The following is a 23309-nucleotide window of genomic DNA, read 5'->3' on the forward strand; positions in this document are numbered from 1 at the left end:
TTAGTTGCTGTCGCTCACCTGGTCCATGGGGAGCCACAGCACCGTGCCCCTGGCGGCCGCGCCCTTGGTGCCCGCGGCCACCTCCTGGTCGGTGAGGGCCCGGTTCCAGACGCGGACGTCGTCGATCGCCCCGGTGAGGAACGCCCGGCTGTCCATGCGCTGGCCGATGTGCACGCCGAACGGGGAGTTGCGGCTGACCGAGCCCGGCACGTCCGTGGTGCTGATGGGCGTGCCGTCGAGGAAGAGGGTCAGTTGCCCGCCGCCCCGGCGCAGGACCAGGTGGTGCCAGCGGCCGTCGTTGTGGGCGCCGGCGGTCCACACCGAGGCCGTCCTGACGGTCGCCGCGCCCGACCGGGTGGTGATGAGCGCCCGGACTCGGTCGCTCGCCGGCTCCCCGCGCAGCCAGACCTGCGGCTGGGTGCTGCCGATGCCGCCCATCCACAGGAAGGGCTGTTCGCCGGTCGTGGCCGTGTAGCGGAAGAACAGCGAGGCCGTGAAGTCCCCCTCGCCCAGCGCCAGTCGGGACCGATAGGGCAGGCGTACGGCGTCGTCGGTACCGTCGAAGGACAGCGCACTGCCGCGGACACCGGCCGTCCGCCCGGCGCCGCCGAGCACGGCCGCGGGCTTCGCTCCCGAGGCGGCGTCGCGGGTGGTCGGGTCGGCGCCACGGCGTGGTTTCAGCCAGTCCTCGGTGAAGCGGGCGAAGCGGATCTCGTCGCGGGCGTCGACCGCGCCGCCCTCGTACAGCAGGCCCACCGTCGAGGAGTCGACCGCCGCCATGTCGGAGTAGCCGGACCAGTCCGTGGTGACCACCGTGCCCCGGTCCACACTGTCCCAGGTGCGCCCGCCGTCGTAGGAGGAGCGGACCATCATCGTCCGGCGGCGGTCGGGATCGGCCGGGGCGGACAGCAGGAGCCGGTGGCCGAGGCGCAGGGTTGCGCCCTGGACCTGGGGGGTGTAGAGGTCGGGGAGGCCGCGGAAGGGCGTGGCGAAGCTGTCGCCGCCGTCCAGGCTGAGGGTCTGGGAGCGGTGACCCAGGTCGGTGCCGTCCTGTTCCCGGCCGCTTACGAGCACGGCCCCGTCGGCGCGTTCGGTGAGCGTCACCTCCGACGGCTTCTGCCGGAACGTGCCGTCCTGAGCTATGGGCCAGGAGTCCGTGGCCCCGATCCGCCAGTGGTCGCCGCCGTCGTCGCTGACGATGAGCGCGGCGTGGTTGGCGGTGACCCGGCTGCCGTCCCAGGTCTCGGTGTTGACGCCGAACACCAGCCGTCCGGCGTGCCTCCCGCGGGTGAGCTGGATGCCGTGCACGGGCCCGGTGGCGTACCAGGAGTTCCAGTGTGCGGGCAGGATCTCGTCGCTCAGGTCACGCGGCTCGGACCAGGTCCGGCCGTCGTCGTCGCTGTACTGCAGGTGCGGGGTGCGGTCGCAGGGAACGGTGCAGTTGCCGGCGTCCGTACGGCCCGTGTTGTACGTCTCGGCCAGCAGGATCCGGCCGGTCCTGCGGTCCACGACGGGCGCCGGGTTGCCGTGCGTGTCGCCCGCGCCCTCGTTGACGACCTGGAGCGGACCCCAGGTGCGGCCGCCGTCGGTGGAGCGTTTGAGGACGATGTCGATGTCGGCCGCGTCACCGCAGTTGAGGACGCGGCCCTCGGCGAAGGCGAGCAGCGTGCCGGCCGTGGTGCGCACGATCGCCGGGATCCGGAAGCACGCGTAACCGGGGTCCTGGGAGGCCTTGAAGAGGACCTGTTGTTCGAACTGTCGTAAGCCCGCGTCGGGTTGGGCATGGGCCGGGCCGGTGGGCGCGAGCAGCGCGGCGGCGGTGAGAACGGCTGTCAGGGTGGATCTCAGACGTGCGCGAAGACTGGACGGCATGGTGCGACCTGCCCTTCATCTGGATTCCTCCGTGGATACCCCCGCCTTCAGGCGGGGGAGGAAACGGACTCCTGCGGAGCAGGGCAGGGAAGGCCGATTCGCCCTCTGGGCGGATCGGCGCCCGCCATCAACTACCGGCGCATAGTCACAAGTTGATGTGCTAATTTGTGAGGTATGCCCACTCGCGTGAAGCGGGCCTTCAAGTACCGCTTCTATCCGACCGATGCACAGGCAGCCGAGCTGTCGCGCACCTTCGGATGCGTACGCAAGGTCTACAACATGGCGCTCGCCGCCCGCACCGAGGCATGGGCCCGACAGGAACGGGTCAACTACAACCAGACCTCGGCCATGCTCACCGCGTGGAAGAAGACCGAAGGGCTGGCCTACCTCAACGAGGTCTCCTCCGTCCCGCTGCAGCAGGCACTGCGGCACCTGCAGACCGCTTTCGCGAACTTCTTCGCCAAACGCGCCAGGTACCCGCGCTTCAAGACGAAGAAGAAGTCCCGGGCGAGCGCGGAGTACACCTCCTCCGCGTTGCGCTTCCGCGACGGCAATCTGACACCGGCCAAGATGGCCGACCCGCTGGACATCGTCTGGTCCCGCCCCCTGCCCGACGGTGCATCGCCGAGCACGGTGACCGTCAGCCGGGACAGCGCCGGACGCTGGTTCGTCTCCCTGCTGTGCGAGGACCCGCGGGTGAAGCCGCTCGCAGCTGCCGGTACGGCGGTCGGCATCGACGTGGGCCTGGACCACCTGCTCACGCTGTCGACCGGGGAGAAGATCGCCAACCCCCGGCACGAACGCCGCGACCGCGAGCGCCTGGCCAGGGCCCAGCGGGAGCTGTCCCGCAAGGCCAGAGGTGATGGTGCCAACCGGCGCAAGGCCCGTCGGCGGGTTGCGAAGATCCACGCTCGGATCGCCGACCGCAGGCGTGATGTGCTGCACAAGCTGACCACTCGACTCGTGCGTGAGAACCAAACGCTCGTGATCGAGGACCTGACCGTACGCAACATGGTCAAAAACCGGAGCCTGGCCCGTGCCATCAGTGATGCGGCGTGGGCGGAGTTCCGGAGCATGCTGGAGTACAAGGCCGGCTGGTACGGGCGGGACGTGATCGCGGTGGACCGCTTCTTCCCCTCCTCCAAGCTGTGCTCCCGCTGCGGCACCCTCCGGCCGGAGATGCCGCTGAACGTCCGGACCTGGGCGTGTGACAGCTGTGGCACGGTCCATGACCGGGACGTGAACGCGGCGAACAACCTTCTGGCCGCCGGGCTGGCGGTGTCTGTCTGTGGAGCCGGTGTCAGACCTCAACGGAGAACTCCGGGCGGGCAGTCGGCGATGAAGCAGAAAACCCCACGGCGCGAGCCGTAGGAATCCCCCTCGTTCACGAGGGGGAGGAAGTCAAGCGTCTGTCGGCTGGCCCCCCCCACACCACCGAGGCATGGGAACGGAAATCCGGGGAGCAGATATTCGGTCAACAGGACATCCCACGTCCCGGGTGTGGGCCACAGACGGTACTCGGCTTCACAGACCCCCCACAAGAAGCGTGCGTCAGGGGATCAGGACGACCTTGCCCAGGTTGGCCCTCGCCTCGATCTCCCCGTGCGCCTTCGCCGCGTCCTCCAGGGCGAACTCCCCATGGACGACGGGCTGGAGCTCTCCGGCGGCGAACAGCCGCCACAGCTCCTCGCGCCACTGCTCGTACAACTCCGGTTTGCCGCGGGCGATGCGGGCCATCTGGAACCCGGTCACCGACTTGGCGCCCACGAGCAGGTCGTACGCCTGGACGGTGCCGCCGCCCGAGCTGTACGCCACCAGCCGTCCCTCCGGGGCGAGCGCGGTGAGGGCCTGGGGGAGCAGCTCGCCGCCGACCCCGTCCAGGGCGTAGTCGACGGGGGCACCCCAGCTGTCGTCGCCGTACGTGACGACGTGGTCGGCGCCGAGGCCGCGGACGAAGTCGGCCTTCACCGAGTCGGAGACGGCCCCCACGACCCGTCCGGCACCCCGCCTCCGGGCCAGTTGCACGGCCAGGTGCCCGACACCGCTCGCCGCCGCCGTGACCAGGGCCGCCTCGCCCGGCTCGGGCCGCGCGGCCTCCAGGGCGCCGAGGGCGACCAGGCCGCCGCGGACCAGGGCGACCGCCGTGACGGCGTCGGCGTCCGCCGGTACGGGGGAGGCCATGGTCTCGTGCAGGAGCGCGAAGTCGGCGTAGCCGTGGCCGGAGCAGAGCCCCGTCACGCGGTCGCCGGTGCCGAAGCGGGTGACGCCCTCGCCGACGGCCGTGACCTCCCCGGCGATCTCGCCGCCGAGCGGGACCGGCTCGGCCCCCTCGGTGACCTTGCGTACGACCGGGAGCGTGACGCCGATCGCCTCCGCGCGCACGAGCAGTTCTCCGGGGCCGGGTCCGGGGACCGGTGCCTCCTCCAGGAGCAGGGCGCCGCCTCGGGATTTGTAGCGGACGCGTCGCATCGCACCTCCGGGTGTCGTCGGTGGCCCCAACGATCGTTGGAGTGTCCAACGATATAGGACGATCATAGGGAGGACCAACGATTTCTTGGTTAGGCTGCGCCCATGTCGGAAGCTCCCCTCCCCGCGATCCGCTCCCTGCCCAGCTGGCTGCTCGGCCGTGCCGCCGCACGCGGCCGGGCCCTGGTGGCCGAGGCGCTGGCCGAGCAGGACATGCGGATGTGGCACCACGTGGTGCTGTCCGCCGTCCGCGATCTGGCCCCCGTCGCCCAGGCCGATCTCGGGCGCGCGGTCCGGCTGGACCCCAAGGACATGGTCGGCATCCTGAACGACCTCCAGGCGGCGGGCCTGGTGGTGCGCGAGCCGGACCCGAAGGACCGGCGGAAGAACGCGGTGTCCCTCACCGCCCGGGGAGCCCGGCTGCTGACACGCTGCGAGAAGGCGGCCCGCGCGGCCAACGACGAGCTCCTCGCCCCGCTGTCGGAGGCCGAACGCGAGCAGTTCACGAGCATGCTGCGGCGCATATCCGGCACGGGCGACCGACGGCTGCCCTGACGGGGCCGGGCCGAGACGGGGCCCCTGCGGCGCAGGGGGCGCTCCCCGCCGGTCGGGGCCCCGCCGCCGTGTCGCGGGAGAACCTGCTCAGCCCTGGGCGGCCGCGGCCCGCAGGGCGATCCGGCCCTCACCCGCGTACACGTTCATGGAGCGGCCCCGCAGGAAGCCCACCAGCGTCAGGCCCGCCTCGGCGGCCAGGTCCACCGCCAGCGAGGACGGCGCCGACACCGCCGCCAGGACCGGGATACCGGCCATCACGGCCTTCTGCGCCAGCTCGAAGGAGGCCCGGCCCGAGACGAGCAGGACGGTCCGCGACAGCGGCAGCTCCCCGTTCTGCAGGGCACGGCCGACCAGCTTGTCGACCGCGTTGTGCCGGCCCACGTCCTCCCGGACGTCCAGCAGCTCGCCGTCCTCCGAGAAGAGGGCCGCCGCGTGCAGGCCGCCGGTCCGGTCGAAGACCCGCTGGGCGGCGCGCAGCCGGTCGGGCAGGCTCGCGAGCAGCTCGGGGGTGACCCGGAGCGGGGGAGTGTCGGCGATGGGCCAGCGGGCCGTCGTGCGCACCGCGTCCAGCGACGCCTTGCCGCACAGCCCGCAGGAGGACGTCGTGTAAACGTTGCGCTCCAGTGTGATGTCGGGGATCACCACGTCCGGGGCCGTCTGGACGTCGACCACGTTGTACGTGTTCGAGCCGTCGGCTGTCGCCCCGGCGCAGTAGACGATGTTCCGCAGGTCCCGCTGCCCGCCGAGCACCCCCTCGCTCACCAGGAAGCCCGCCGCCAGCGCGAAGTCGTCGCCCGGGGTGCGCATGGTGATCGCCAGGGGCTTGCCGTTGAGCCGGATCTCCAGGGGTTCCTCGGCGACGAGCGTGTCCGGACGGCTGGAGACCGCCCCGTCCCGGATGCGGAGCACCTTGCGTCGTTCCGTGACTCGTCCCATGTCCTGATCAGCCCCGGTTCTGTACGTGCTGGTAGCCGAAGCGGCCCTTGATGCAGAGGTTGCCGTGGGTCACCGGGTTGCCGTGCGGCGAGGTGACCTTCACGATCTCATTGTCCAGCACGTGCAGCGTCAGGTTGCAGCCCACTCCGCAGTACGCGCACACCGTGGTCGTCTCCGTCTGCCGCGACTCGTCCCACGTACCCGCCGCGCGCATGTCGAACTCCGACTTGAACGACAGCGCGCCCGTCGGGCACACCTCGATGCAGTTCCCGCAGTACACGCACGCCGAGTCGGTCAGCGGGGCGTCGTGCTCGACGGCGATCCGGGCGTCGAAACCGCGCCCGGCGACCGAGATCGCGAAGGTGTTCTGTCACTGGTCGCCGCAGGCGTCCACGCACTTGTAGCAGAGGATGCACTTGTCGTAGTCGCGTACGTACAGGTCGTTGTCGATCTTCGGTCCCTCGTTGAGGCGGGCCGCGTCCGGGCCGAAGCGGTCCGGCTTCGCCTCGTACTCCTTGAGCCACTCGGCGACCCGCGGTGTGGTCGACAGGTCGACCGAGGACGCGAGCAGTTCGAGGACGACCTTCCGGCTGTGCCGGGCCCGCTCGGTGTCGGTGCGCACCTCCATGCCCGCCTCGGCCTTGCGGGAGCAGGCCGGCACGAGGGTCCGCGCCCCCTCGACCTCGACGACACACACCCGGCAGGCGTTCTTCGGCCGCAGCGTGTCGCCCTCGCACAGGGTCGGGATGTCCTTCCCGGCCGCCCGGCAGGCGTCCAGAATGGTCGAGCCCTCGGGGACCCTGGCCTCCTCGCCGTCGATCGTGAACTCCAGCATGCGGTGCGGGATCCCCAGCGGTGTGACGGTCATTCGTACGCCCCCAGACGGTCGATGGCGGATTCCACGGCGTTCCACGAGGTCTGCCCGAGACCGCAGATCGAGGCGTCCCGCATCGCGCGGCCGACCTCCCTCAGCAGGGCGATGTCCCCGGCGGCGGCCGCGCCGGTGCGCTCCGCGATCCGGTGCAGCGCCTCCTCCTGCCGCACGGTCCCGACCCGGCAGGGCACGCACTGCCCGCACGACTCGTCGCGGAAGAACTCAGCGATGCGCAGCAGGAGCCGGGGGAGGGGCACGCTGTCGTCGAAGGCCATGACGACCCCCGAGCCGAGCGTCGTGCCCGCCTCCCGCGTCCCTTCGAAGGTGAGGGGGATGTCGAGCTCGTCGGCCCGTACGAAGCCCCCCGCCGCGCCGCCGAGCAGCACCGCCCGCAGCCCGTCCCGCACACCGGCGAGCCCGAGCAGGTCGCCCAGCGTCGCGCCGAACGGCACCTCGTAGACACCGGGCCGTTCCACGGTCCCGGACACGCAGAACAGCTTCGGCCCGGTGGACCGCTGGGTGCCGATCGCCGCGTAGGCCGGGGCGCCCAGGGTGAGGATCGGCAGGACGTTGACCAGCGTCTCGACGTTGTTCTCGACCGTCGGTTTGCCGAACAGGCCCTTCTCCACCGGGAACGGCGGCTTCGAGCGGGGCTCGCCCCGGTAGCCCTCGATGGAGTTGAACAGGGCCGTCTCCTCACCGCAGATGTAGGCGCCCGCGCCGCGCCGGATCTCGATGTCGAAGGCGTAGCCCTGGCCGAGCACGTCATCGCCGAGCAGGCCCGGGGTGCGTGCCTGCGTGATCGCGTGCTCCAGGCGGCGCAGGGCGCGCGGGTACTCGCCGCGCAGGTAGAGGTAGCCCTTGCGGGCGCCGGTCGCGTACCCGGCGATCGTCATGGCCTCGACCAGCGCGTACGGGTCCCCTTCCATGAGCACGCGGTCCTTGAAGGTGCCCGGCTCGGACTCGTCGGCGTTGCAGACGAGGTAGTGCGGATGGTCCGGCTGGGACGCCGTGGCCTGCCACTTGCGGCCGGTCGGGAAGGTGGCGCCGCCGCGCCCGGCCAGGCCCGAGTCGGTGACCTCGCGGACGGCCCGTTCGGGCGCGAGCACCGCACTGACCGCGCCCTCCGGGTCGACGCTCTCGATCCGGTGGCCGTCGTACGGGCCGCCGTGCCGGTGGAAGTACCACCAGGGGATGCCGTTCTGGGCGGCCACGACCGCCGTCGCCTCGTGCAGCAGCGGCTCGATCAGCGGCCCGCACGCCGCGTACGCGTTGGCCTTCAGACCCAGGAACACATAGTCGACCGGGCCGACTCGGGCCGGGGCGTCGGTCGCGTGGGGGCGCGCGGTGAAGTCGCCGCGCGGGCTGCGCACCCGGACTCCGTGCTGCCTCATGGCCGCCAGATGCGGTCCACGGGCGATGAGATGCACATCGGCACCCGCGCGCTGGAGCGCGGCGCCGACATGGGCGCCGATGGCACCGGCGCCGAGAACCGCGACTTTCACGGGGACACTCCGTTCGGTTTGAGGGATACCGCGGAGGTGACTGCCGTCAGGTGAGTGCCGTCCGGCTTGTGTCGACGAAATATTGTCTACAGTATGGAGATTGGGGCGGCAAGGGTCCGTGCGACGACCGTTCGGCGCTTGCTGGATACCGCTCACCGCATCCCGTCGACGCGCCGCTTTCTCAACTCCCCTGCGACTGCCTAACGTTCCGGATTCATGAGTCCCCCAGTCGCGCCCCCGGGCTGGAGCCGCTGGCTCGTCCCGCCCGCCGCTCTCTCCGTGCATCTCTCCATCGGCCAGGCCTACGCCTGGAGCGTGTTCAAGCCGCCCCTGGAGTCCGCGCTCGCCCTCAGCGGCACGCAGAGCGCGCTGCCCTTCCAGCTGGGCATCGTCATGCTGGGGCTGTCCGCCGCGTTCGGCGGCACGCTCGTGGAGCGCAACGGCCCGCGCTGGGCGATGACCGTCGCCCTGGTCTGCTTCTCCTCCGGTTTCCTGCTCTCCGCGCTGGGCGCGGCCGTGGAGCAGTACTGGCTGATCGTCCTCGGCTACGGCTTCGTCGGCGGTATCGGCCTCGGCATCGGCTACATCTCACCCGTGTCCACCCTCATCAAGTGGTTCCCGGACCGGCCCGGCATGGCCACCGGCATCGCCATCATGGGCTTCGGCGGCGGCGCGCTCATCGCCTCGCCGTGGTCCGCGCAGATGCTGGAGTCGTTCGGCAGCGACAGCTCCGGCATCGCGCTCGCCTTCCTGGTGCACGGCCTGACGTACGCCGTCTTCATGCTGCTGGGTGTGCTCCTGGTCCGGGTCCCGGGCAGTGCCCGCAGTGCCCCAGGGGCGGGCGGAACCGCGCGGCCGGCCCTCACCGGCCCGCAGGTCTCCGCGAACCAGGCCATCCGCACCCCGCAGTTCTGGTGCCTGTGGATCGTGCTCTGCATGAACGTCACCGCAGGCATCGGCATCCTGGAGAAGGCCGCCCCGATGATCACGGACTTCTTCGCGGACACCGCCACGCCCGTGTCGGTGACGGCGGCCGCAGGCTTCGTCGCGCTGCTGTCGGCGGCGAACATGGCGGGCCGCATCGGCTGGTCGTCGACGTCCGACCTGATCGGCCGCAAGAACATCTACCGCGTCTACCTGGGCGTCGGCGCGTTGATGTACGCGCTCATCGCCCTGTTCGGCGACTCCTCCAAGCCGCTGTTCGTCCTGGGCGCGCTGGTGATCCTGTCCTTCTACGGCGGCGGCTTCGCGACCGCTCCGGCGTATCTGAAGGACCTGTTCGGCACGTACCAGGTCGGCGCCATCCACGGGCGGCTGCTCACCGCCTGGTCACTGGCCGGCGTGCTCGGGCCGCTCATCGTGAACTGGATCGCCGACCGGCAGGAGGAGGCCGGCCGGCACGGCGCGTCCCTGTACGGGCTGTCGTTCGTCATCATGATCGGGCTGCTCGTCGTCGGCTTCGTCGCCAACGAACTCGTCCGTCCCGTCCACCCGCGTCACCACATCCCGGCACCGAGGGAGGCCGCCCATGTCGAGCGACAGCAGTCAGAGTCCGCCTAGCCCGGACCGGCGGTGGCTGATCACCTTCGCCTGGGTGTGGGTGGGAGTGCCGCTCGCCTACGGGCTGTACGAGCTGGTCCGGAAGGCGACGCAGCTGTTCACCGGCTAGGTGTGCTGTCCGGGCAGGCTGGTGACGCGGCTGACCGGAGTGTGGAGTGGATCACACCGCAGGTGCGGGGCTCAGGTGTTCGACAGGTGTCCGGCCGACGGAGGCCTGACCGAAGCTGACAACGCGGGCACCTGTTTCCTGTCGTCTTGCCTGCCGTCGTACCCGCGGGTCACTGATCAGACTGGTGGGTCCCGCTACCCAAGTTCCAACGAGGGGGACCGCCCACATGAACGGCTCGCGCATCGCCGCCGTCGGCCACTACCAGCCCGCCAAGGTGCTCACCAACGCGGACCTGGCGAGCATGGTCGACACCAGTGACGAGTGGATCAGGAGCCGGGTGGGCATCAGCACGCGCCACATCGCCGGCCCCGACGAACCGGTCGACGAGCTGGCCGCCCACGCCGCCGCCAAGGCCCTCGCGTCGGCCGGGAGGACTGCCGCCGACATCGACCTGGTGCTGGTCGCCACCTCCACCGCCGTCGACCGCTCGCCCAACACGGCCGCCCGGGTCGCCTCCCGCCTCGGCATTCCGCGGGCCGCCACGATGGACCTCAACGTGGTGTGCGCCGGCTTCACCCACGCCCTGGCCACCGCCGACCACGCCGTCCGCGCGGGGGGCTCGAGCCGGGCCCTGGTCATCGGGGCCGACAAGATGTCCGAGGTGACCGACTGGACCGACCGCACGACGTGCGTGCTCGTCGGTGACGGGGCCGGGGCCGCCGTCGTGGAGGCCGCCGACGAGCCCGGCATCGGGCCGGTGCTGTGGGGTTCGGTGCCCGAGATGGGGAACGCCGTGCGGATCGAGGGCACGCCGCCGCGTTTCGCGCAGGAGGGGCAGAGCGTGTACCGCTGGGCGACGACGCAGTTGCCGCCCATCGCGCGACGGGCGTGCGAGCGGGCCGGGCTGGAGCCGGCGGACCTCGCGGCGGTCGTCCTGCATCAGGCCAACCTGCGCATCATCGAACCCCTCGCGGAGAAGATCGGCGCCGTGAACGCGGTCGTCGCGCGCGACGTCACGGAGTCCGGCAACACCTCGGCCGCGAGCATCCCGCTCGCTCTGTCGAAGCTGGTCGAACAGGGCGCCGTCGCCACGGGCGACCCGGTCCTGCTGTTCGGCTTCGGCGGGAACCTGTCGTACGCGGGGCAGGTCGTCCGCTGCCCGTGAAGCCCCGCCGTGGTGTGACGCGGTCAACTCCCCGAAGCCCTGGCTCTTGTGTGCCGTAGACTGTAGACGAAAGACAATCGATACTGGCTCTGCGGCGACGCCGGCTTCCGCCGCGCTGTGCACGGCCCTGCCGAGGAGGGGGACCGCGATGCTGTCGACAGGACTGCCCCAGGGGGCGGTACCCAAGCTGGAACGCCCGGGTCCGCTGCGCGACCGCGTCTACGAGGCACTGCTCGAACTCATCACCACCCGTGCCCTCCAGCCCGGCCAGCACCTCGTCGAGAGCGAACTCGCGGGGCATCTGGGGGTCTCCCGGCAGCCGGTGCGCGAGGCGTTGCAGCGGCTCAACACCGAGGGGTGGGTCGATCTGCGGCCCGCCCAGGGCGCGTTCGTGCACGAGCCGACGGAGGAGGAGGCCGACCAGCTCCTCACGGTCCGTACGCTCCTGGAGGCCGAGGCGGCCCGGCTCGCCGCGGCGGGCGCGGACAGCGCCGGCATCGCCGCGCTGGAAGCGCTGTGCGCGGAGGGCGAGAAGGCCGTCGAGGCCGACGACGTGGACGGGGCCGTCGCCATGAACGCCCGCTTCCACGCGAAGATCATGGAGCTCGCCGGCAACGCCGTCCTCGCCGAACTGGCCGCCCAGGTCGACCGTCGCGTCCGCTGGTACTACACGCCGGTCGCCCGCCAGCGCGGCCGTCAGTCCTGGATCGAACACCGCGCACTCATCGCGGCGATCACCGACCGCGACGAACAGCGGGCCACGCACCTGATGCGCGAGCACACGGAACACACGAGGCGTTCGTACCACGCGCGGGCGCGTTCGTAGGGACCTCCGGGCCACGCTGACGGGTGATCACCTGCGAGGCAGTGCCCGCGCTTCTCGCCTTTGTCCTGTGAGTGGAAGAAGTCGAGGGTAATTACTGCGCGACTTCTTCCCAGCTTCGGCAGCCGCTGCTACGTTCCCTCCGAAAGCAAGCCACCGATGTGGCGGAATACCGGCGCGCACAGGCCGATTGAGGCGGGGAGGGGCTCGTGAGACGTATGACCGCACGACCCGGAAACGCCCACCAGGCCCGACTGCTCAAGCTGTTGCGCGACGGTGGTCCCAACTCCCGTGCCCAGCTGGGCGACCAGGTCGACCTCTCGCGGTCCAAGCTCGCCGTGGAGGTGGACCGGCTGCTGGAGACGGGGCTGGTCGTGGCCGACGGACTCGCCGCCTCGCGCGGCGGCCGCCGCTCCCACAACATCCGGCTCAACCCCGGGCTGCGCTTCCTCGGCGTGGACATCGGCGCGACCTCGGTCGACGTCGCCGTCACCAACGCCGAACTGGAGACGCTCGGGCACATCAACCACCCCATGGACGTGCGCGAGGGCCCGGTCGCGGTCTTCGAGCAAGTCCTCGCCATGGCCGGAAAGTTGAAGGCCTCGGGGCTCGCGGAGGGATTCGACGGCGCCGGTATCGGCGTCCCGGGCCCGGTCCGTTTCCCCGAGGGCGTCCCGGTGGCTCCGCCGATCATGCCGGGCTGGGACGGCTTTCCCGTGCGGGAGGCGCTCAGCCAGGAACTCGGCTGCCCGGTCATGGTCGACAACGACGTGAACCTCATGGCGATGGGGGAGCAGCACGCGGGCGTCGCCCGCACGGTCGCCGACTTCCTCTGCGTCAAGATCGGCACGGGCATCGGCTGCGGCATCGTCGTCGGCGGTGAGGTCTACCGCGGTACGACGGGCAGCGCCGGCGACATCGGGCACATCCAGGCCGTGCCCGACGGCCGGCCCTGCGCCTGCGGCAACCGGGGCTGCCTGGAGGCCCACTTCAGCGGGGCGGCCCTCGCCCGCGACGCCATGGAGGCCGCTCAGCAGGGACTTTCGGCCGACCTGGCCTCGCGGCTGGAGACCAACGGTGGCCTCACGGCCGTCGACGTCGCCGCCGCGGCCGCCGCCGGCGACGCCACCGCCCTCGATCTGATCCGCGAGGGCGGCAACCGCACCGGCCAGGTCATCGCCGGCCTGGTCAGCTTCTTCAACCCGGGCCTGGTGGTGATCGGCGGCGGGGTGACCGGCCTCGGCCACACCCTGCTCGCCGCGATCCGCACCCAGGTCTATCGCCAGTCGCTGCCGCTTGCGACCGGCAACCTGCCCATCGTCCTGGGCGAGCTGGGACCCGCCGCCGGAGTCATCGGTGCGGCCCGGCTCATCAGCGACCACCTGTTCTCACCCGCGTAACCCTTTCGACAGCACAGCTCACCAGCACAGCTCCCTGCTCTGCCCTGCCTCGCACACGCCTGCCCGACAAGCGCCCTGCAACCGGCCCGCACGCCTGCCAAGGGGAATCCGCATGGCATCAGAACCACCGCTGCTCAGCATGTCCGGCATCACCAAGTCGTTCCCCGGAGTCCGGGCCCTCGACGGCGTGGACCTCGACGTCCAGGCCGGTGAGGTGCACTGCCTGCTCGGTCAGAACGGCGCCGGGAAGTCGACCCTCATCAAGGTCCTGGCCGGTGCCCACCAGCCCGACACCGGCGTCATCCGCTGGCGCGGCGAAGAGGTCACACTCCGCTCGCCGATCGCCGCCATGCGACTCGGCATCGCCACCATCTACCAGGAACTCGACCTGGTGGAGCACCTGTCGGTCGCCGAGAACGTCCATCTGGGGCATGAGCCGACCGCCGCCGGCTTCGTCGTCCGCGGGAAGGCGGCGAAGGAGGAAACGGCCTTACTGCTCAAGCGACTTGGTCATGCGGAGATCGATCCGGCACGGCTCGTCGGGGAGCTGTCGGCGGCGCAGCAGCAGATCGTGTCCATGGCCCGGGCGCTCTCCCACGACGTGCGGCTCATCGTGATGGACGAACCGTCCGCCGCCCTCGACCCGGACGAGGTCGACAACCTCTTCCGCATCGTCGGCGACCTCACCGCCACCGGTGTCGCCGTCGTCTACATCTCGCACCGCCTGGAGGAGATCCGGCGCATCGGCGACCGGGTGACCGTGCTCAAGGACGGGCGGGCCGTGGCGAACGGACTGCCCGCGAAGACGACCCCGACCCGCGAGGTCGTCGCCCTCATGACCGGCCGCAACGTCGAGTACGTCTTTCCCGACAGGCCCGTCTCCCCGCCGCCCGGCGCCCCGGTGCTCACCGTCCGAGGCCTGTCCCGTGCCGGGGAGTTCGAGCCTCTCGACCTGGAGATACGGCCGGGCGAGATCGTCGGCCTCGCCGGACTCGTCGGCTCGGGCCGCTCCGAGATCCTGGAGACCGTCTACGGGGCCAGGAAACCGACGTCGGGCCAGGTGCTGGTGGACGGAAGGCCCTTGAAGCCGGGCAGCGTCCGGGCCGCCGTCCGGGCCGGGCTCGGCCTCGCCCCCGAGGAACGCAAGGCACAGGCCCTGCTGATGCTGGAGTCCGTCACCCGCAACGTGTCGGTCTCCTCGCTGTCCCGCTTCTCGCGCGGCGGCTGGATCGACGGGGGCGCCGAACTCGGTGCCGCCCGGGCCGCGACCCGCGAGCTGTCGCTCAGGCCCGACAACCCGTCGGTACCCGTGCGCACCCTGTCCGGCGGCAACCAGCAGAAGGCCGTCCTGGCCCGCTGGCTGCTGCGTGGCTGCAAGGTGCTGCTGCTCGACGAACCCACCCGCGGCGTCGACGTCGGCGCCCGCGCCGAGCTGTACGCGGTCGTCCGGAGGCTGGCCGACGAGGGTCTGGCCGTGCTGCTGGTCTCCAGCGAGGTGCCCGAGGTGCTCGGCCTCGCCGACCGCGTCCTGGTGCTGCGCGAGGGCCGAGTCGTCCACACCGCACCCGCGCGCGAACTCGACGAACACCGCGTACTCGACCTGGTCATGGAAGGAAGCCCGGCGTCATGACGCAGCCCGTCTCCCCGCCGCGGGACAGCAGCACCGACAAGGTGCCCCCGGCCCAGCCCCCCGCCTGGCGCGGCACGCTGGCCCGCGCCGACGTCCGCACCCTCTCCCTGCTCGGCGTGCTCGCCGTGCTGATCCTCATCGGCGGCATCACCAAGCCCGACGCGTTCCTCGACACCCGCAATCTGCAACTCGTCCTCACCCAGGCGTCCGTGATCGGCGTCGTCACCGTCGGCATGACCTTCGTCATCGTCTCCGGCGGCATCGACCTGTCGGTCGGCGCGATCGTCGCCCTGGCCTCCGTGTGGGCGACCACCGTCGCCACCCAGGAGTACGGCTTCGCCGGCATCCTCTTCACGGCGGTCGTCGTCGGGGTCGGCTGCGGCCTGGTCAACGGGGTGCTCATCGCCTACGGCGCGATGGTGCCGTTCATCGCCACCCTCGCCATGCTGGCCTCGGCCCGCGGCCTCGCCCTGCAGATCACCGACGGCAAGACGCAGATCGTCACGGTGCAGTCCGTCCTCGACCTGGGCGAACGCGACGCCTACGTCCTCGGCGTCCCGCCCCTGGTGCTGGTCTTCGCGGTCGTGACCGTCATCGGCTGGCTGGTGCTCAACCGCACCACCTTCGGCCGCCGCACGGTCGCCGTGGGCGGCAACCCGGAGGCCGCCCGGCTCGCCGGCATCGACGTCCGCCGCCAGCGGCTCTACCTCTACCTGCTGTCCGGGCTGTGCTGCGGCATCGCCGCCTTCCTGCTGATCGTCCTGGCCGGCTCCGGACAGAACACCAACGGCAACCTCTACGAACTCGACGCCATCGCCGCGGCGATCATCGGCGGCACCCTGCTCACCGGCGGCCGCGGCACCATCACCGGCTCCGTGCTCGGCGTCCTGATCTTCACCACGATCACCAACCTCTTCGCCCTGAACAACCTGCAGACCGACGTCCAGCAGATCGCCAAGGGCGCGATCATCGTCGCCGCCGTGCTGGTCCAGCGCCGTACCGCGAGCACGACCTGAGGAAAGGGTTCACCGCCATGACAGAGATCACGAGCCGCAGAGGACTGCTCTTCGGGGCCGCCGCCGTCTCCGCCGGTGCCCTCCTCACGGGCTGCACGAGCAACGAGCCCTCCGACGCCAAGGACGAGCCGGCCGGGAACGACCAGCCCGCCGCCGACGACAAGCCCGGCAAGCAGGTCACCATCGGCTTCGCCGGACCCCAGGCCGACCACGGCTGGCTCAACGCCATCAACGACAACGCCAAGAAGCGGGCCGAGAAGTACTCCGACGTCACCCTGGAGATCACCGAGGGCTCCAACGACACCGCCCAGCAGATCGGCCAGATCGAGACCCTCATCAACAAGAAGGTCGACGTCCTGGTCGTGCTCCCCGCCGACGGCAAGGCCCTCACCCAGGTCGGGCTGAAGGCGATGCGCGCGGGCATCCCGGTCGTGAACCTCGACCGGATCTTCAACACCCCGCAGGCCTACCGCTGCTGGATCGGCGGCGACAACTACGGCATGGGCCTCAACGCCGGGCACTACATCGGCGAGAAGCTCAAGGGCAAGTCGAACGCCCGCGTCATCGAACTGGCGGGCCTGGACAACCTGGAGCTGACCAAGCAGCGTACCCAGGGCTTCGACGACGCCCTGAAGAACTACCCCAACATCAGGAAGGTCGCCCGCCAGGCCGCCGAGTTCACGGTCGAGTCCGGACAGGCCAAGATGGCCCAGCTGCTCCAGGCCCAGTCGAAGTTCGACGCCCTGTGGAACCACGACGACGACCAGGGCGTGGGCGCGCTGCGCGCCATCGAGCAGGCGGGGCGCGACGACTTCCTGATGGTCGGCGGCGCCGGCGCGCTCTCCGCCTTCCAGGCCATCAAGCAGGACGACGGCGTACTGAAGGCGACCGTCCTCTACCCGCCGACCATGGCCGCCTCCGCGATCGACCTCGCCCGCGCCCTCGGCCAGGGCGAGGGCATCGGCGGCATGGCCGAGTTCGAGATCCCCGCGTCGATCACGCTCTACTCGGCCGTCGTCGACAAGACCAACGTCGACCAGTACATGCCCACCGGCTTCCGGTGACCGGTTCCGCCCGCACCCCCCACGTGCGCCACCCGACCAGGACGAGGAGGACACCCGTATGGGACAGCCGCAGCAGCAGTCAGATGGGACCGAGGCAGGCAAGCCACCCCTGCGCGTGGGGATGGTGGGTTACGCCTTCATGGGCGCCGCCCACTCCCAGGGCTGGCGCACCGCGGGCCGTGTCTTCGACCTGCCGCTGAACCCCGTGCAGGCCGTCATCTGCGGCCGGGACGCCGCCGCCGTGAGGGTGGCGGCCGACCGCCACGGCTGGGCGTCCACCGAGACCGACTGGCGCGCCCTCGTCGAACGCGACGACGTCGACCTGGTCGACATCTGCACCCCCGGCGACAGCCACGCCGAGATCGCCCTCGCCGCCCTCGCCGCCGGCAAGCACGTCCTGTGCGAGAAGCCGCTGGCCAACACCGTCGAGGAAGCCACCTCGATGGTGTTGGCCGCCGAAGAGGCCCACCGGCGTGGCCAGGTGGCGATGGTCGGCTTCAACTACCGCCGGGTGCCGGCCACCGCCCAGGCCCGCCGGATGGTCGCCGAGGGCCGCCTGGGCAGGCTGCGGCACGTGCGCGTGACGTACCTCCAGGACTGGCTGGTCGACCCGCAGTTCCCGCTGACCTGGCGGCTGCGCAGGGAGCAGGCCGGCTCGGGCTCGCTCGGCGACCTGGGCGCGCACATCATCGACCTCGCGCAGTACCTCGTGGGGGAGCGGCTGGCCGGCGTCTCCGCGCTGACGGAGACCTTCGTACGTCAGCGGCCCCTGCCCACCGGCGCCACGAGCGGCCTGTCCGCCGTCTCGTCCGCAGGCACGGGAGAGGTCACCGTGGACGACGCCGCCCTGTTCACGGCCCGCTTCCCCTCCGGCGCCCTCGCCTCCTTCGAGGCCACCCGCTACGCCACCGGCCGCAAGAACGCCCTGCGCATCGAACTCAACGGGGCGCGCGGCTCGCTCGCCTTCGACCTGGAGCGGCTCAACGAGCTGTCCTTCCACGACGGCACCGAACCCGGCGCGGAGGCGGGCTTCCGCCGCATCCTCGTCACCGAACCCGACCACCCCTACCTGGACGCCTGGTGGCCGCCGGGCCACGGCCTCGGCTACGAGCACACCTTCGTCCACCAGGCCCGCGACCTCGTCCACGCCATCGCCGAGGGCCGCCGCCCCGAACCCTCCTTCGCCGACGGGCTCCAGGTGCAGCGCGTGCTCGCGGCCGTGGAGGAGAGCGCCGAGAAGAACTCCGTCTACACGCCGATCGCGGTCTGAGGAGGCTGACGCGCATGCCGCGTACGTTCACGCTGTTCACCGGCCAGTGGGCCGACCTGCCGCTGGAAGAGGTCTGCCGGCTCGCCCGCGACTTCGGCTACGACGGCCTCGAACTCGCCTGCTGGGGCGACCACTTCGAAGTCGACAAGGCACTTTCCGACCCCGGGTACCTCGACGGCCGCCGAGCGCTCCTCGACAAGTACGGCCTCAAATGCTGGGCCATCTCCAACCACCTGGTCGGCCAGGCCGTCTGCGACGCCATCATCGACGAACGCCACCAGGCGATCGTGCCGGGTGAGGTGTGGGGCGACGGAGGCCCGGAAGGGGTCCGGCAGCGGGCCGCGGACCGCATGAAGGACACCGCGCGCGCCGCGGCCGCCTTCGGCGTCGACACCGTCATCGGCTTCACCGGCTCCGCCATCTGGCACCTGGTCGCCATGTTCCCGCCCGCCCCCGACGCGATGATCGAACGCGGCTACCAGGACTTCGCCGACCGCTGGAACCCGATCCTGGACGTCTTCGACGCGGAGGGCGTGCGGTTCGCGCACGAGGTCCACCCCAGCGAGATCGCCTACGACTACTGGACGACGGTGCGGGCCCTGGAGGCCGTAGACCGGCGCCCCGCCTTCGGCCTCAACTTCGACCCGAGCCACTTCGTGTGGCAGGACCTCGACCCGGTCGGCTTCCTCTGGGACTTCCGCGACCGCATCTACCACGTCGACTGCAAGGAAGCCCGCAAGCGTCTCGACGGACGCAACGGCCGGCTCGGCTCCCACCTGCCCTGGGGCGACCCCCGGCGCGGCTGGGACTTCGTCTCCGCCGGGCACGGCGACGTCCCCTGGGAGGACGTCTTCCGGATGCTGCGCTCCATCGACTACCAGGGCCCGGTCTCTGTCGAGTGGGAGGACGCCGGCATGGACCGGCTCCAGGGCGCGCCCGAGGCGCTGACCCGCCTCAAGGCCTACGACTTCGAGCCGCCGTCGGCCTCCTTCGACGCGGCGTTCGGCAACTGAGACACCGTGAGCTCTCCGGGATGACGGCGCATCCCGGCGTACGCACCCGCCCGTACAACCGCCCCATTCTGGAGGCACTCGTGCACGGGAACCACCCCACCGCCAGAACCCGCAGAACCCGCAGAACCCGCAGAACTCTCGGAACTCTTACAACTCGCAGTACCGTCAGAACTCTCAGGACCGAGACTCACGGACGACGCCTGCGTCAAGCGGTCGCGCTGTTCACCGGCGCGCTGCTGGCGGGCGCCTCCCTCACCCTGACCGCGCCGCAGGCCGGCGCCGCCGCCGCGGACGAGCCGGCCGTCACGGCCGAGGACTTCCAGCAGGTCACCCTCGCCAAGGGCGAGGCGGAGGTCGGCGAGCCCATGTCGCTCGCCGTCCTCCCGGACCGCTCGGTCCTGCACACCTCCCGCGACGGCGAGCTCCGCCTCACCAACGCGGCCGGCACCACGAAACTCGCGGGCAAGCTCGACGTCTACTCCCACGACGAGGAGGGCCTCCAGGGCATCGGCGTCGACCCCGGCTTCACAGAGAACCGTTTCATCTACCTGTACTACGCGCCCCCGCTCAACACCCCCGAGGGCGACGCCCCCGGGACCGGCACCGCCGCCGACTTCGCGCCCTTCGACGGCGTCAACCGGCTCTCCCGGTTCGTCCTGAAGACCGACGGCACCCTCGACACCGCCAGCGAGAAGAAGATCCTGGACGTCCCCGCCTCCCGCGGCCTGTGCTGCCACGTCGGCGGTGACATCGACTTCGACGCGCAGGGCAACCTGTACCTGTCGACGGGTGACGACACCAACCCGTTCCAGTCGGACGGCTTCACCCCGATCGACGAGCGCGCGAACCGCAACCCGGCCTTCGACGCCCAGCGCACCTCCGGCAACACCAACGACCTGCGCGGCAAGATCCTGCGCATCAAGGTGAACGCCGACGGTTCGTACACCGTCCCCGAGGGCAACCTCTTCGCCCCCGGCACGGACAAGACCCGCCCCGAGATCTACGCGATGGGCTTCCGCAACCCGTTCCGCTTCAGCGTCGACAAGAAGACCGGCATCCTCTACGTCGGTGACTACGGCCCCGACGCCGGCGCCGCCGACCCCGCGCGCGGCCCGGCCGGCCAGGTCGAGTTCGCCCGCGTCACCGGCCCCGGCAACTTCGGCTGGCCCTACTGCACCGGTGACAACGACGCCTACGTCGACTACGACTTCGCGACGGGCGCGTCGGGAGCGGCCTTCGACTGCTCGGCCCCGAAGAACACCTCCCCGAACAACACCGGCCTGACCGACCTGCCCCCGGCCCAGCCCGCCTGGATCCCGTACGACGGCGGATCCCTGCCCGAGTTCGGCACCGGCTCCGAGTCCCCGATGGGCGGCCCGGTCTACCACTACGATCCGGAGCTCGACTCGCCGGTGAAGTTCCCCGAGGCGTTCGACGGCGACTTCTTCGCCACGGAGTTCGGCCGCCGCTGGATCAAGCGCATCACCAGCGACGCCGACGGCACGGTCCAGTCGATCAACGACGTGCCCTGGAGCGGCACCCAGGTGATGGACTCGGCCTTCGGGCCCGACGGGGCGCTGTACGTCCTCGACTACGGCCTGTCCTGGTTCGGCGGCGACGAGCACTCCGCCCTGTACCGCATCGAGAACGCCACCGACGGCCACTCGCCCGTCGCCCAGGCCGCGGCGAGCCGGACCTCCGGTCAGGCACCGCTGCGCGTCAGCTTCTCCTCCGCGGGCACCAGTGACCAGGACGGCGACGCCCTCACCTACAGCTGGGACTTCGGCGACGGTGGTAAGTCCACCGCAGCCAACCCCACCCACCGGTACCAGAAGAACGGCACCTACACCGCGACGCTGACCGTCAAGGACCCGACCGGCCGCACCGGCAGCGCGAGCGTGCAGATCGTCGTCGGCAACACCGCGCCCACCGTGGTGCTGGAGACACCGAAGGACGGACAGCTGTTCAGCTTCGGTGACGCCATCCCGTTCAGGGTGAAGGTCACCGACCCGGAGGACCGGACCATCGACTGCTCCAAGGTCAAGGTCACCTTCATCCTCGGCCACGACACCCACGGCCACCCCCTGACCTCGGCCAACGGCTGCACCGGCACCATCCAGACCAGCGCCGACGGCGGCCACGACGAGGACGCCAACGTCTTCGGAGTCCTCGACGCCGAGTACACCGACAACGGAGGCGGCGGCCAGGCCCCCCTCACCACGCACGACCAGAACGTCACCCAGCCCAAGCACCGCCAGGCCGAGCACTACGGCAACTCCTCCGGCGTCACGGTCATCACCAAGGAGACCGCGCACGGCGGCCGGACCGTCGGCGACATCGACAACGGCGACTGGATCTCCTTCACGCCATACCTCCTGAACAACGCGAAGAAGATCACCGCACGCGTCTCCTCCGGCGGCGCCGGCGGCACCCTCGAAATCCGCGCGGGCTCCGCCAAGGGCACCCTGCTCGGCAAGGCGACCGTGCCGGTGACCGGCGGCTGGGAGACCTTCCAGGACGTCCAGGCGAACCTGTCCCGCGCGCCCAGGGGCACGACCACACTCTTCCTGGTCTTCAAGGGGAGCGGCACCGGCGCCCTGTACGACGTCGACGACTTCACGTTCACAACGGGCTGAGGGGAGGCGACCGACATGCGATCGACCAGCAGATACGCGACAGGAGTCGTGGGCGCGGCCCTGCTCCTGGGGTGCGTCTCCGGCCCGGCCTCGTCCCAGGACGACGCCGAGGACAAGCGGGTCCTGGTCTTCTCCAAGACCGCCGGCTTCCGGCACGACTCCATCCCCGAGGGCGTCGCGGCGGTGCGGCAGCTCGGCGAACAGGACGGCTTCACCGTCGACGCGACCGAGAACGCGGGCGCCTTCACCTCGTCCAACCTGCGGCGCTACGACGCGGTCGTGTTCCTGTCGACGACGGGAGACGTCCTGGACGCCAGGCAGCAGCGCGCCTTCGAGGGCTACATCCGCGGCGGCGGCGCCTACGTCGGTGTCCACGCCGCCGCGGACACCGAGTACGACTGGGCGTTCTACGGCGGCCTCGCCGGCGCCTACTTCCAGTCACACCCGGCGATCCAGCCCGCGACGGTGCACGTCGAGGACCACGCCCACCCGGCGACCTCCGGACTGGAACGGGCGTGGAACCGCACCGACGAGTGGTACAACTACCGCTCCAACCCGAGGGAAAGGGCGCACGTCCTCGCCTCCCTCGACGAGTCGTCCTACACCGGCGGCACCATGCAGGGGGACCACCCGATCGCCTGGTGCCAGAACTACCAGGGCGGCCGTTCCTTCTACACCGGCGGTGGCCACACCAAGGAGTCCTTCGCCGAACCCGCCTTCCGCACGCACCTGCTCGGCGGAATCCGCTGGGCCATCGGCGACGCCGAGGGCGACTGCCGCCCGGAGACCGGCTACCGGCCGCTCTTCGACGGCACACCCGCCTCGCTGGACGACTGGCGGCAGGCGGGCGCGGGCTCCTTCACCCTCTCCGAGGACGGCACGCTGACGTCCTCGGGCGGCATGGGCATGCTCTGGTACGCCACGTCGGGCTTCTCCTCGTACTCCCTGAAGCTCGACTGGAAGACGGCCGGTGACGACAACTCCGGTGTGTTCGTGGGCTTTCCGCCCTCGGACGACCCGTGGTCTGCCGTCGACAACGGCTACGAGATCCAGATCGACGCGACCGACGCCGCCGACCGCACCACCGGCGCGGTGTACGGCTTCAAGTCCGCCGATCTCAAGAAGCGCGACCGTGCGCTGAACCCGCCGGGGGAGTGGAACACGTACGAGATCCGCGTGGAGGGCGAACGCCTCCGCGTCTGGCTCAACGGCGTGCAGATCAACGATTTCCGCAACACCGACCCGGCCCGGAGCCTCGTGGACGGACACATCAGCATCCAGAACCACGGAGCCGAGGACCAGGTGTCCTTCCGCGACATCCGGATCAAGGAACTGCCCGCGAAGATCTCGCAGGGCGACTGATCGGCGGCGGGCGGGGGACGCCGGACTCCCGCCCGCCGCCTTCACCTCCCCGC

At 70.9% G+C, this 23309-nt stretch carries 17 protein-coding genes and 2 pseudogenes; 14 read left to right on the forward strand and 5 right to left on the reverse strand.

The annotated features are described in order from the left end of the window. Window positions 1-1872: a sialidase family protein gene (locus tag HDA41_RS33865; RefSeq protein ID WP_184990767.1), complete on the reverse strand. Its 1872-nt coding sequence runs from the start codon at window positions 1870-1872 to the stop codon at window positions 1-3. Between the two features lie 174 nt (window positions 1873-2046). Here HDA41_RS33865 and HDA41_RS33870 point away from each other — a divergent pair, with 174 nt between their 5' ends. Continuing rightward, complete coding sequence (locus HDA41_RS33870; protein ID WP_184990769.1) at window positions 2047-3243, forward strand: RNA-guided endonuclease InsQ/TnpB family protein; 1197 nt, start codon at window positions 2047-2049, stop codon at window positions 3241-3243. 180 nt (window positions 3244-3423) lie between these two features. On the opposite strand, the gene HDA41_RS33875 is transcribed toward HDA41_RS33870, so the two are convergent. Next, on the reverse strand, window positions 3424-4341 hold the full coding sequence (locus HDA41_RS33875) for a quinone oxidoreductase family protein (RefSeq protein WP_184990771.1): 918 nt from the start codon (window positions 4339-4341) through the stop codon (window positions 3424-3426). Between the two features lie 102 nt (window positions 4342-4443). On the opposite strand from HDA41_RS33875, the gene HDA41_RS33880 reads away from it, so the two are divergent. After that, entirely contained in the window at window positions 4444-4893 is a 450-nt protein-coding gene (locus HDA41_RS33880) for a MarR family winged helix-turn-helix transcriptional regulator (RefSeq protein ID WP_184990773.1), read from the forward strand. Window positions 4894-4980: 87 nt separating this feature from the next. Here the strand turns inward: HDA41_RS33880 and fdhD are convergent, their stop codons facing one another. From fdhD to HDA41_RS33895, 3 genes and pseudogenes are all read right to left on the reverse strand, one after another. After that, window positions 4981-5829 (reverse strand): formate dehydrogenase accessory sulfurtransferase FdhD, encoded by an 849-nt coding sequence (gene fdhD / locus HDA41_RS33885; protein ID WP_184990775.1) that lies wholly within the window; start codon window positions 5827-5829, stop codon window positions 4981-4983. A gap of 7 nt (window positions 5830-5836) precedes the next feature. After that, a pseudogene (locus HDA41_RS33890) lies at window positions 5837-6697 on the reverse strand (2Fe-2S iron-sulfur cluster-binding protein). Next, window positions 6694-8244: pseudogene (locus HDA41_RS33895) on the reverse strand (2-dehydropantoate 2-reductase N-terminal domain-containing protein); the annotation flags it as partial. The pseudogenes HDA41_RS33890 and HDA41_RS33895, both read right to left, overlap by 4 nt. A 180-nt stretch (window positions 8245-8424) precedes the next feature. Here HDA41_RS33895 and HDA41_RS33900 point away from each other — a divergent pair. From HDA41_RS33900 to HDA41_RS33955, 12 genes are all read left to right on the forward strand, one after another. Then, complete coding sequence (locus HDA41_RS33900) at window positions 8425-9768, forward strand: OFA family MFS transporter (RefSeq protein ID WP_184990779.1); 1344 nt, start codon at window positions 8425-8427, stop codon at window positions 9766-9768. Then, a complete protein-coding gene (locus HDA41_RS33905; RefSeq protein ID WP_184990781.1) occupies window positions 9737-9877 on the forward strand; it encodes an MFS transporter small subunit in 141 nt (46 codons plus the stop codon). Before HDA41_RS33900 ends, HDA41_RS33905 begins: the two co-directional genes overlap by 32 nt. 226 nt (window positions 9878-10103) lie before the next feature. Further along, window positions 10104-11042: a beta-ketoacyl-ACP synthase III gene (locus HDA41_RS33910; RefSeq protein WP_184990784.1), complete on the forward strand. Its 939-nt coding sequence runs from the start codon at window positions 10104-10106 to the stop codon at window positions 11040-11042. A gap of 148 nt (window positions 11043-11190) precedes the next feature. Beyond that, complete coding sequence (locus HDA41_RS33915; RefSeq protein ID WP_184990786.1) at window positions 11191-11868, forward strand: GntR family transcriptional regulator; 678 nt, start codon at window positions 11191-11193, stop codon at window positions 11866-11868. A gap of 215 nt (window positions 11869-12083) precedes the next feature. Further along, on the forward strand, window positions 12084-13265 hold the full coding sequence (locus HDA41_RS33920; RefSeq protein ID WP_184990788.1) for an ROK family transcriptional regulator: 1182 nt from the start codon (window positions 12084-12086) through the stop codon (window positions 13263-13265). A 112-nt stretch (window positions 13266-13377) separates the two neighbouring features. Continuing rightward, complete coding sequence (locus tag HDA41_RS33925) at window positions 13378-14895, forward strand: sugar ABC transporter ATP-binding protein (protein WP_184990790.1); 1518 nt, start codon at window positions 13378-13380, stop codon at window positions 14893-14895. Then, window positions 14892-15911, forward strand: coding sequence for an ABC transporter permease (locus tag HDA41_RS33930; RefSeq protein WP_184990792.1), 1020 nt, complete (start codon window positions 14892-14894; stop codon window positions 15909-15911). The genes HDA41_RS33925 and HDA41_RS33930 overlap by 4 nt, the downstream gene beginning before the upstream one ends. Before the next feature lie 17 nt (window positions 15912-15928). Then, window positions 15929-16975 (forward strand): substrate-binding domain-containing protein, encoded by a 1047-nt coding sequence (locus HDA41_RS33935; protein WP_184990795.1) that lies wholly within the window; start codon window positions 15929-15931, stop codon window positions 16973-16975. A gap of 58 nt (window positions 16976-17033) precedes the next feature. Next, window positions 17034-18245, forward strand: coding sequence for a Gfo/Idh/MocA family protein (locus HDA41_RS33940; protein ID WP_184990797.1), 1212 nt, complete (start codon window positions 17034-17036; stop codon window positions 18243-18245). Window positions 18246-18259: 14 nt separating this feature from the next. Then, window positions 18260-19258, forward strand: a complete 999-nt coding sequence (locus HDA41_RS33945) for a sugar phosphate isomerase/epimerase family protein (protein WP_184990799.1) — start codon at window positions 18260-18262, stop codon at window positions 19256-19258. A gap of 20 nt (window positions 19259-19278) precedes the next feature. After that, window positions 19279-21894 (forward strand): PQQ-dependent sugar dehydrogenase, encoded by a 2616-nt coding sequence (locus HDA41_RS33950; RefSeq protein WP_184990801.1) that lies wholly within the window; start codon window positions 19279-19281, stop codon window positions 21892-21894. 15 nt (window positions 21895-21909) lie between these two features. Beyond that, entirely contained in the window at window positions 21910-23256 is a 1347-nt protein-coding gene (locus HDA41_RS33955) for a ThuA domain-containing protein (protein ID WP_184990803.1), read from the forward strand. Window positions 23257-23309: the final 53 nt, after the last annotated feature.

It is taken from the genome of Streptomyces caelestis (assembly GCF_014205255.1).
Taxonomy (GTDB): Bacteria; Actinomycetota; Actinomycetes; order Streptomycetales; family Streptomycetaceae; genus Streptomyces; species Streptomyces caelestis.

What these genes read in the sequence shown, in the direction of transcription:
- HDA41_RS33940 (WP_184990797.1), top strand. Translation starts at nt 17,034, where the DNA reads ATGGGACAGCCGCAGCAGCAGTCAGATGGGACCGAGGCAGGCAAGCCA.
- HDA41_RS33870 (WP_184990769.1), top strand. Translation starts at nt 2,047, where the DNA reads ATGCCCACTCGCGTGAAGCGGGCCTTCAAGTACCGCTTCTATCCGACC.
- HDA41_RS33875 (WP_184990771.1), bottom strand. Translation starts at nt 4,341, where the DNA reads ATGCGACGCGTCCGCTACAAATCCCGAGGCGGCGCCCTGCTCCTGGAG.
- HDA41_RS33920 (WP_184990788.1), top strand. Translation starts at nt 12,084, where the DNA reads ATGACCGCACGACCCGGAAACGCCCACCAGGCCCGACTGCTCAAGCTG.
- HDA41_RS33925 (WP_184990790.1), top strand. Translation starts at nt 13,378, where the DNA reads ATGGCATCAGAACCACCGCTGCTCAGCATGTCCGGCATCACCAAGTCG.
- HDA41_RS33950 (WP_184990801.1), top strand. Translation starts at nt 19,279, where the DNA reads ATGACGGCGCATCCCGGCGTACGCACCCGCCCGTACAACCGCCCCATT.
- fdhD (WP_184990775.1), bottom strand. Translation starts at nt 5,829, where the DNA reads ATGGGACGAGTCACGGAACGACGCAAGGTGCTCCGCATCCGGGACGGG.
- HDA41_RS33930 (WP_184990792.1), top strand. Translation starts at nt 14,892, where the DNA reads ATGACGCAGCCCGTCTCCCCGCCGCGGGACAGCAGCACCGACAAGGTG.
- HDA41_RS33910 (WP_184990784.1), top strand. Translation starts at nt 10,104, where the DNA reads ATGAACGGCTCGCGCATCGCCGCCGTCGGCCACTACCAGCCCGCCAAG.
- HDA41_RS33935 (WP_184990795.1), top strand. Translation starts at nt 15,929, where the DNA reads ATGACAGAGATCACGAGCCGCAGAGGACTGCTCTTCGGGGCCGCCGCC.
- HDA41_RS33945 (WP_184990799.1), top strand. Translation starts at nt 18,260, where the DNA reads ATGCCGCGTACGTTCACGCTGTTCACCGGCCAGTGGGCCGACCTGCCG.
- HDA41_RS33865 (WP_184990767.1), bottom strand. Translation starts at nt 1,872, where the DNA reads ATGCCGTCCAGTCTTCGCGCACGTCTGAGATCCACCCTGACAGCCGTT.
- HDA41_RS33880 (WP_184990773.1), top strand. Translation starts at nt 4,444, where the DNA reads ATGTCGGAAGCTCCCCTCCCCGCGATCCGCTCCCTGCCCAGCTGGCTG.
- HDA41_RS33900 (WP_184990779.1), top strand. Translation starts at nt 8,425, where the DNA reads ATGAGTCCCCCAGTCGCGCCCCCGGGCTGGAGCCGCTGGCTCGTCCCG.
- HDA41_RS33905 (WP_184990781.1), top strand. Translation starts at nt 9,737, where the DNA reads ATGTCGAGCGACAGCAGTCAGAGTCCGCCTAGCCCGGACCGGCGGTGG.
- HDA41_RS33955 (WP_184990803.1), top strand. Translation starts at nt 21,910, where the DNA reads ATGCGATCGACCAGCAGATACGCGACAGGAGTCGTGGGCGCGGCCCTG.
- HDA41_RS33915 (WP_184990786.1), top strand. Translation starts at nt 11,191, where the DNA reads ATGCTGTCGACAGGACTGCCCCAGGGGGCGGTACCCAAGCTGGAACGC.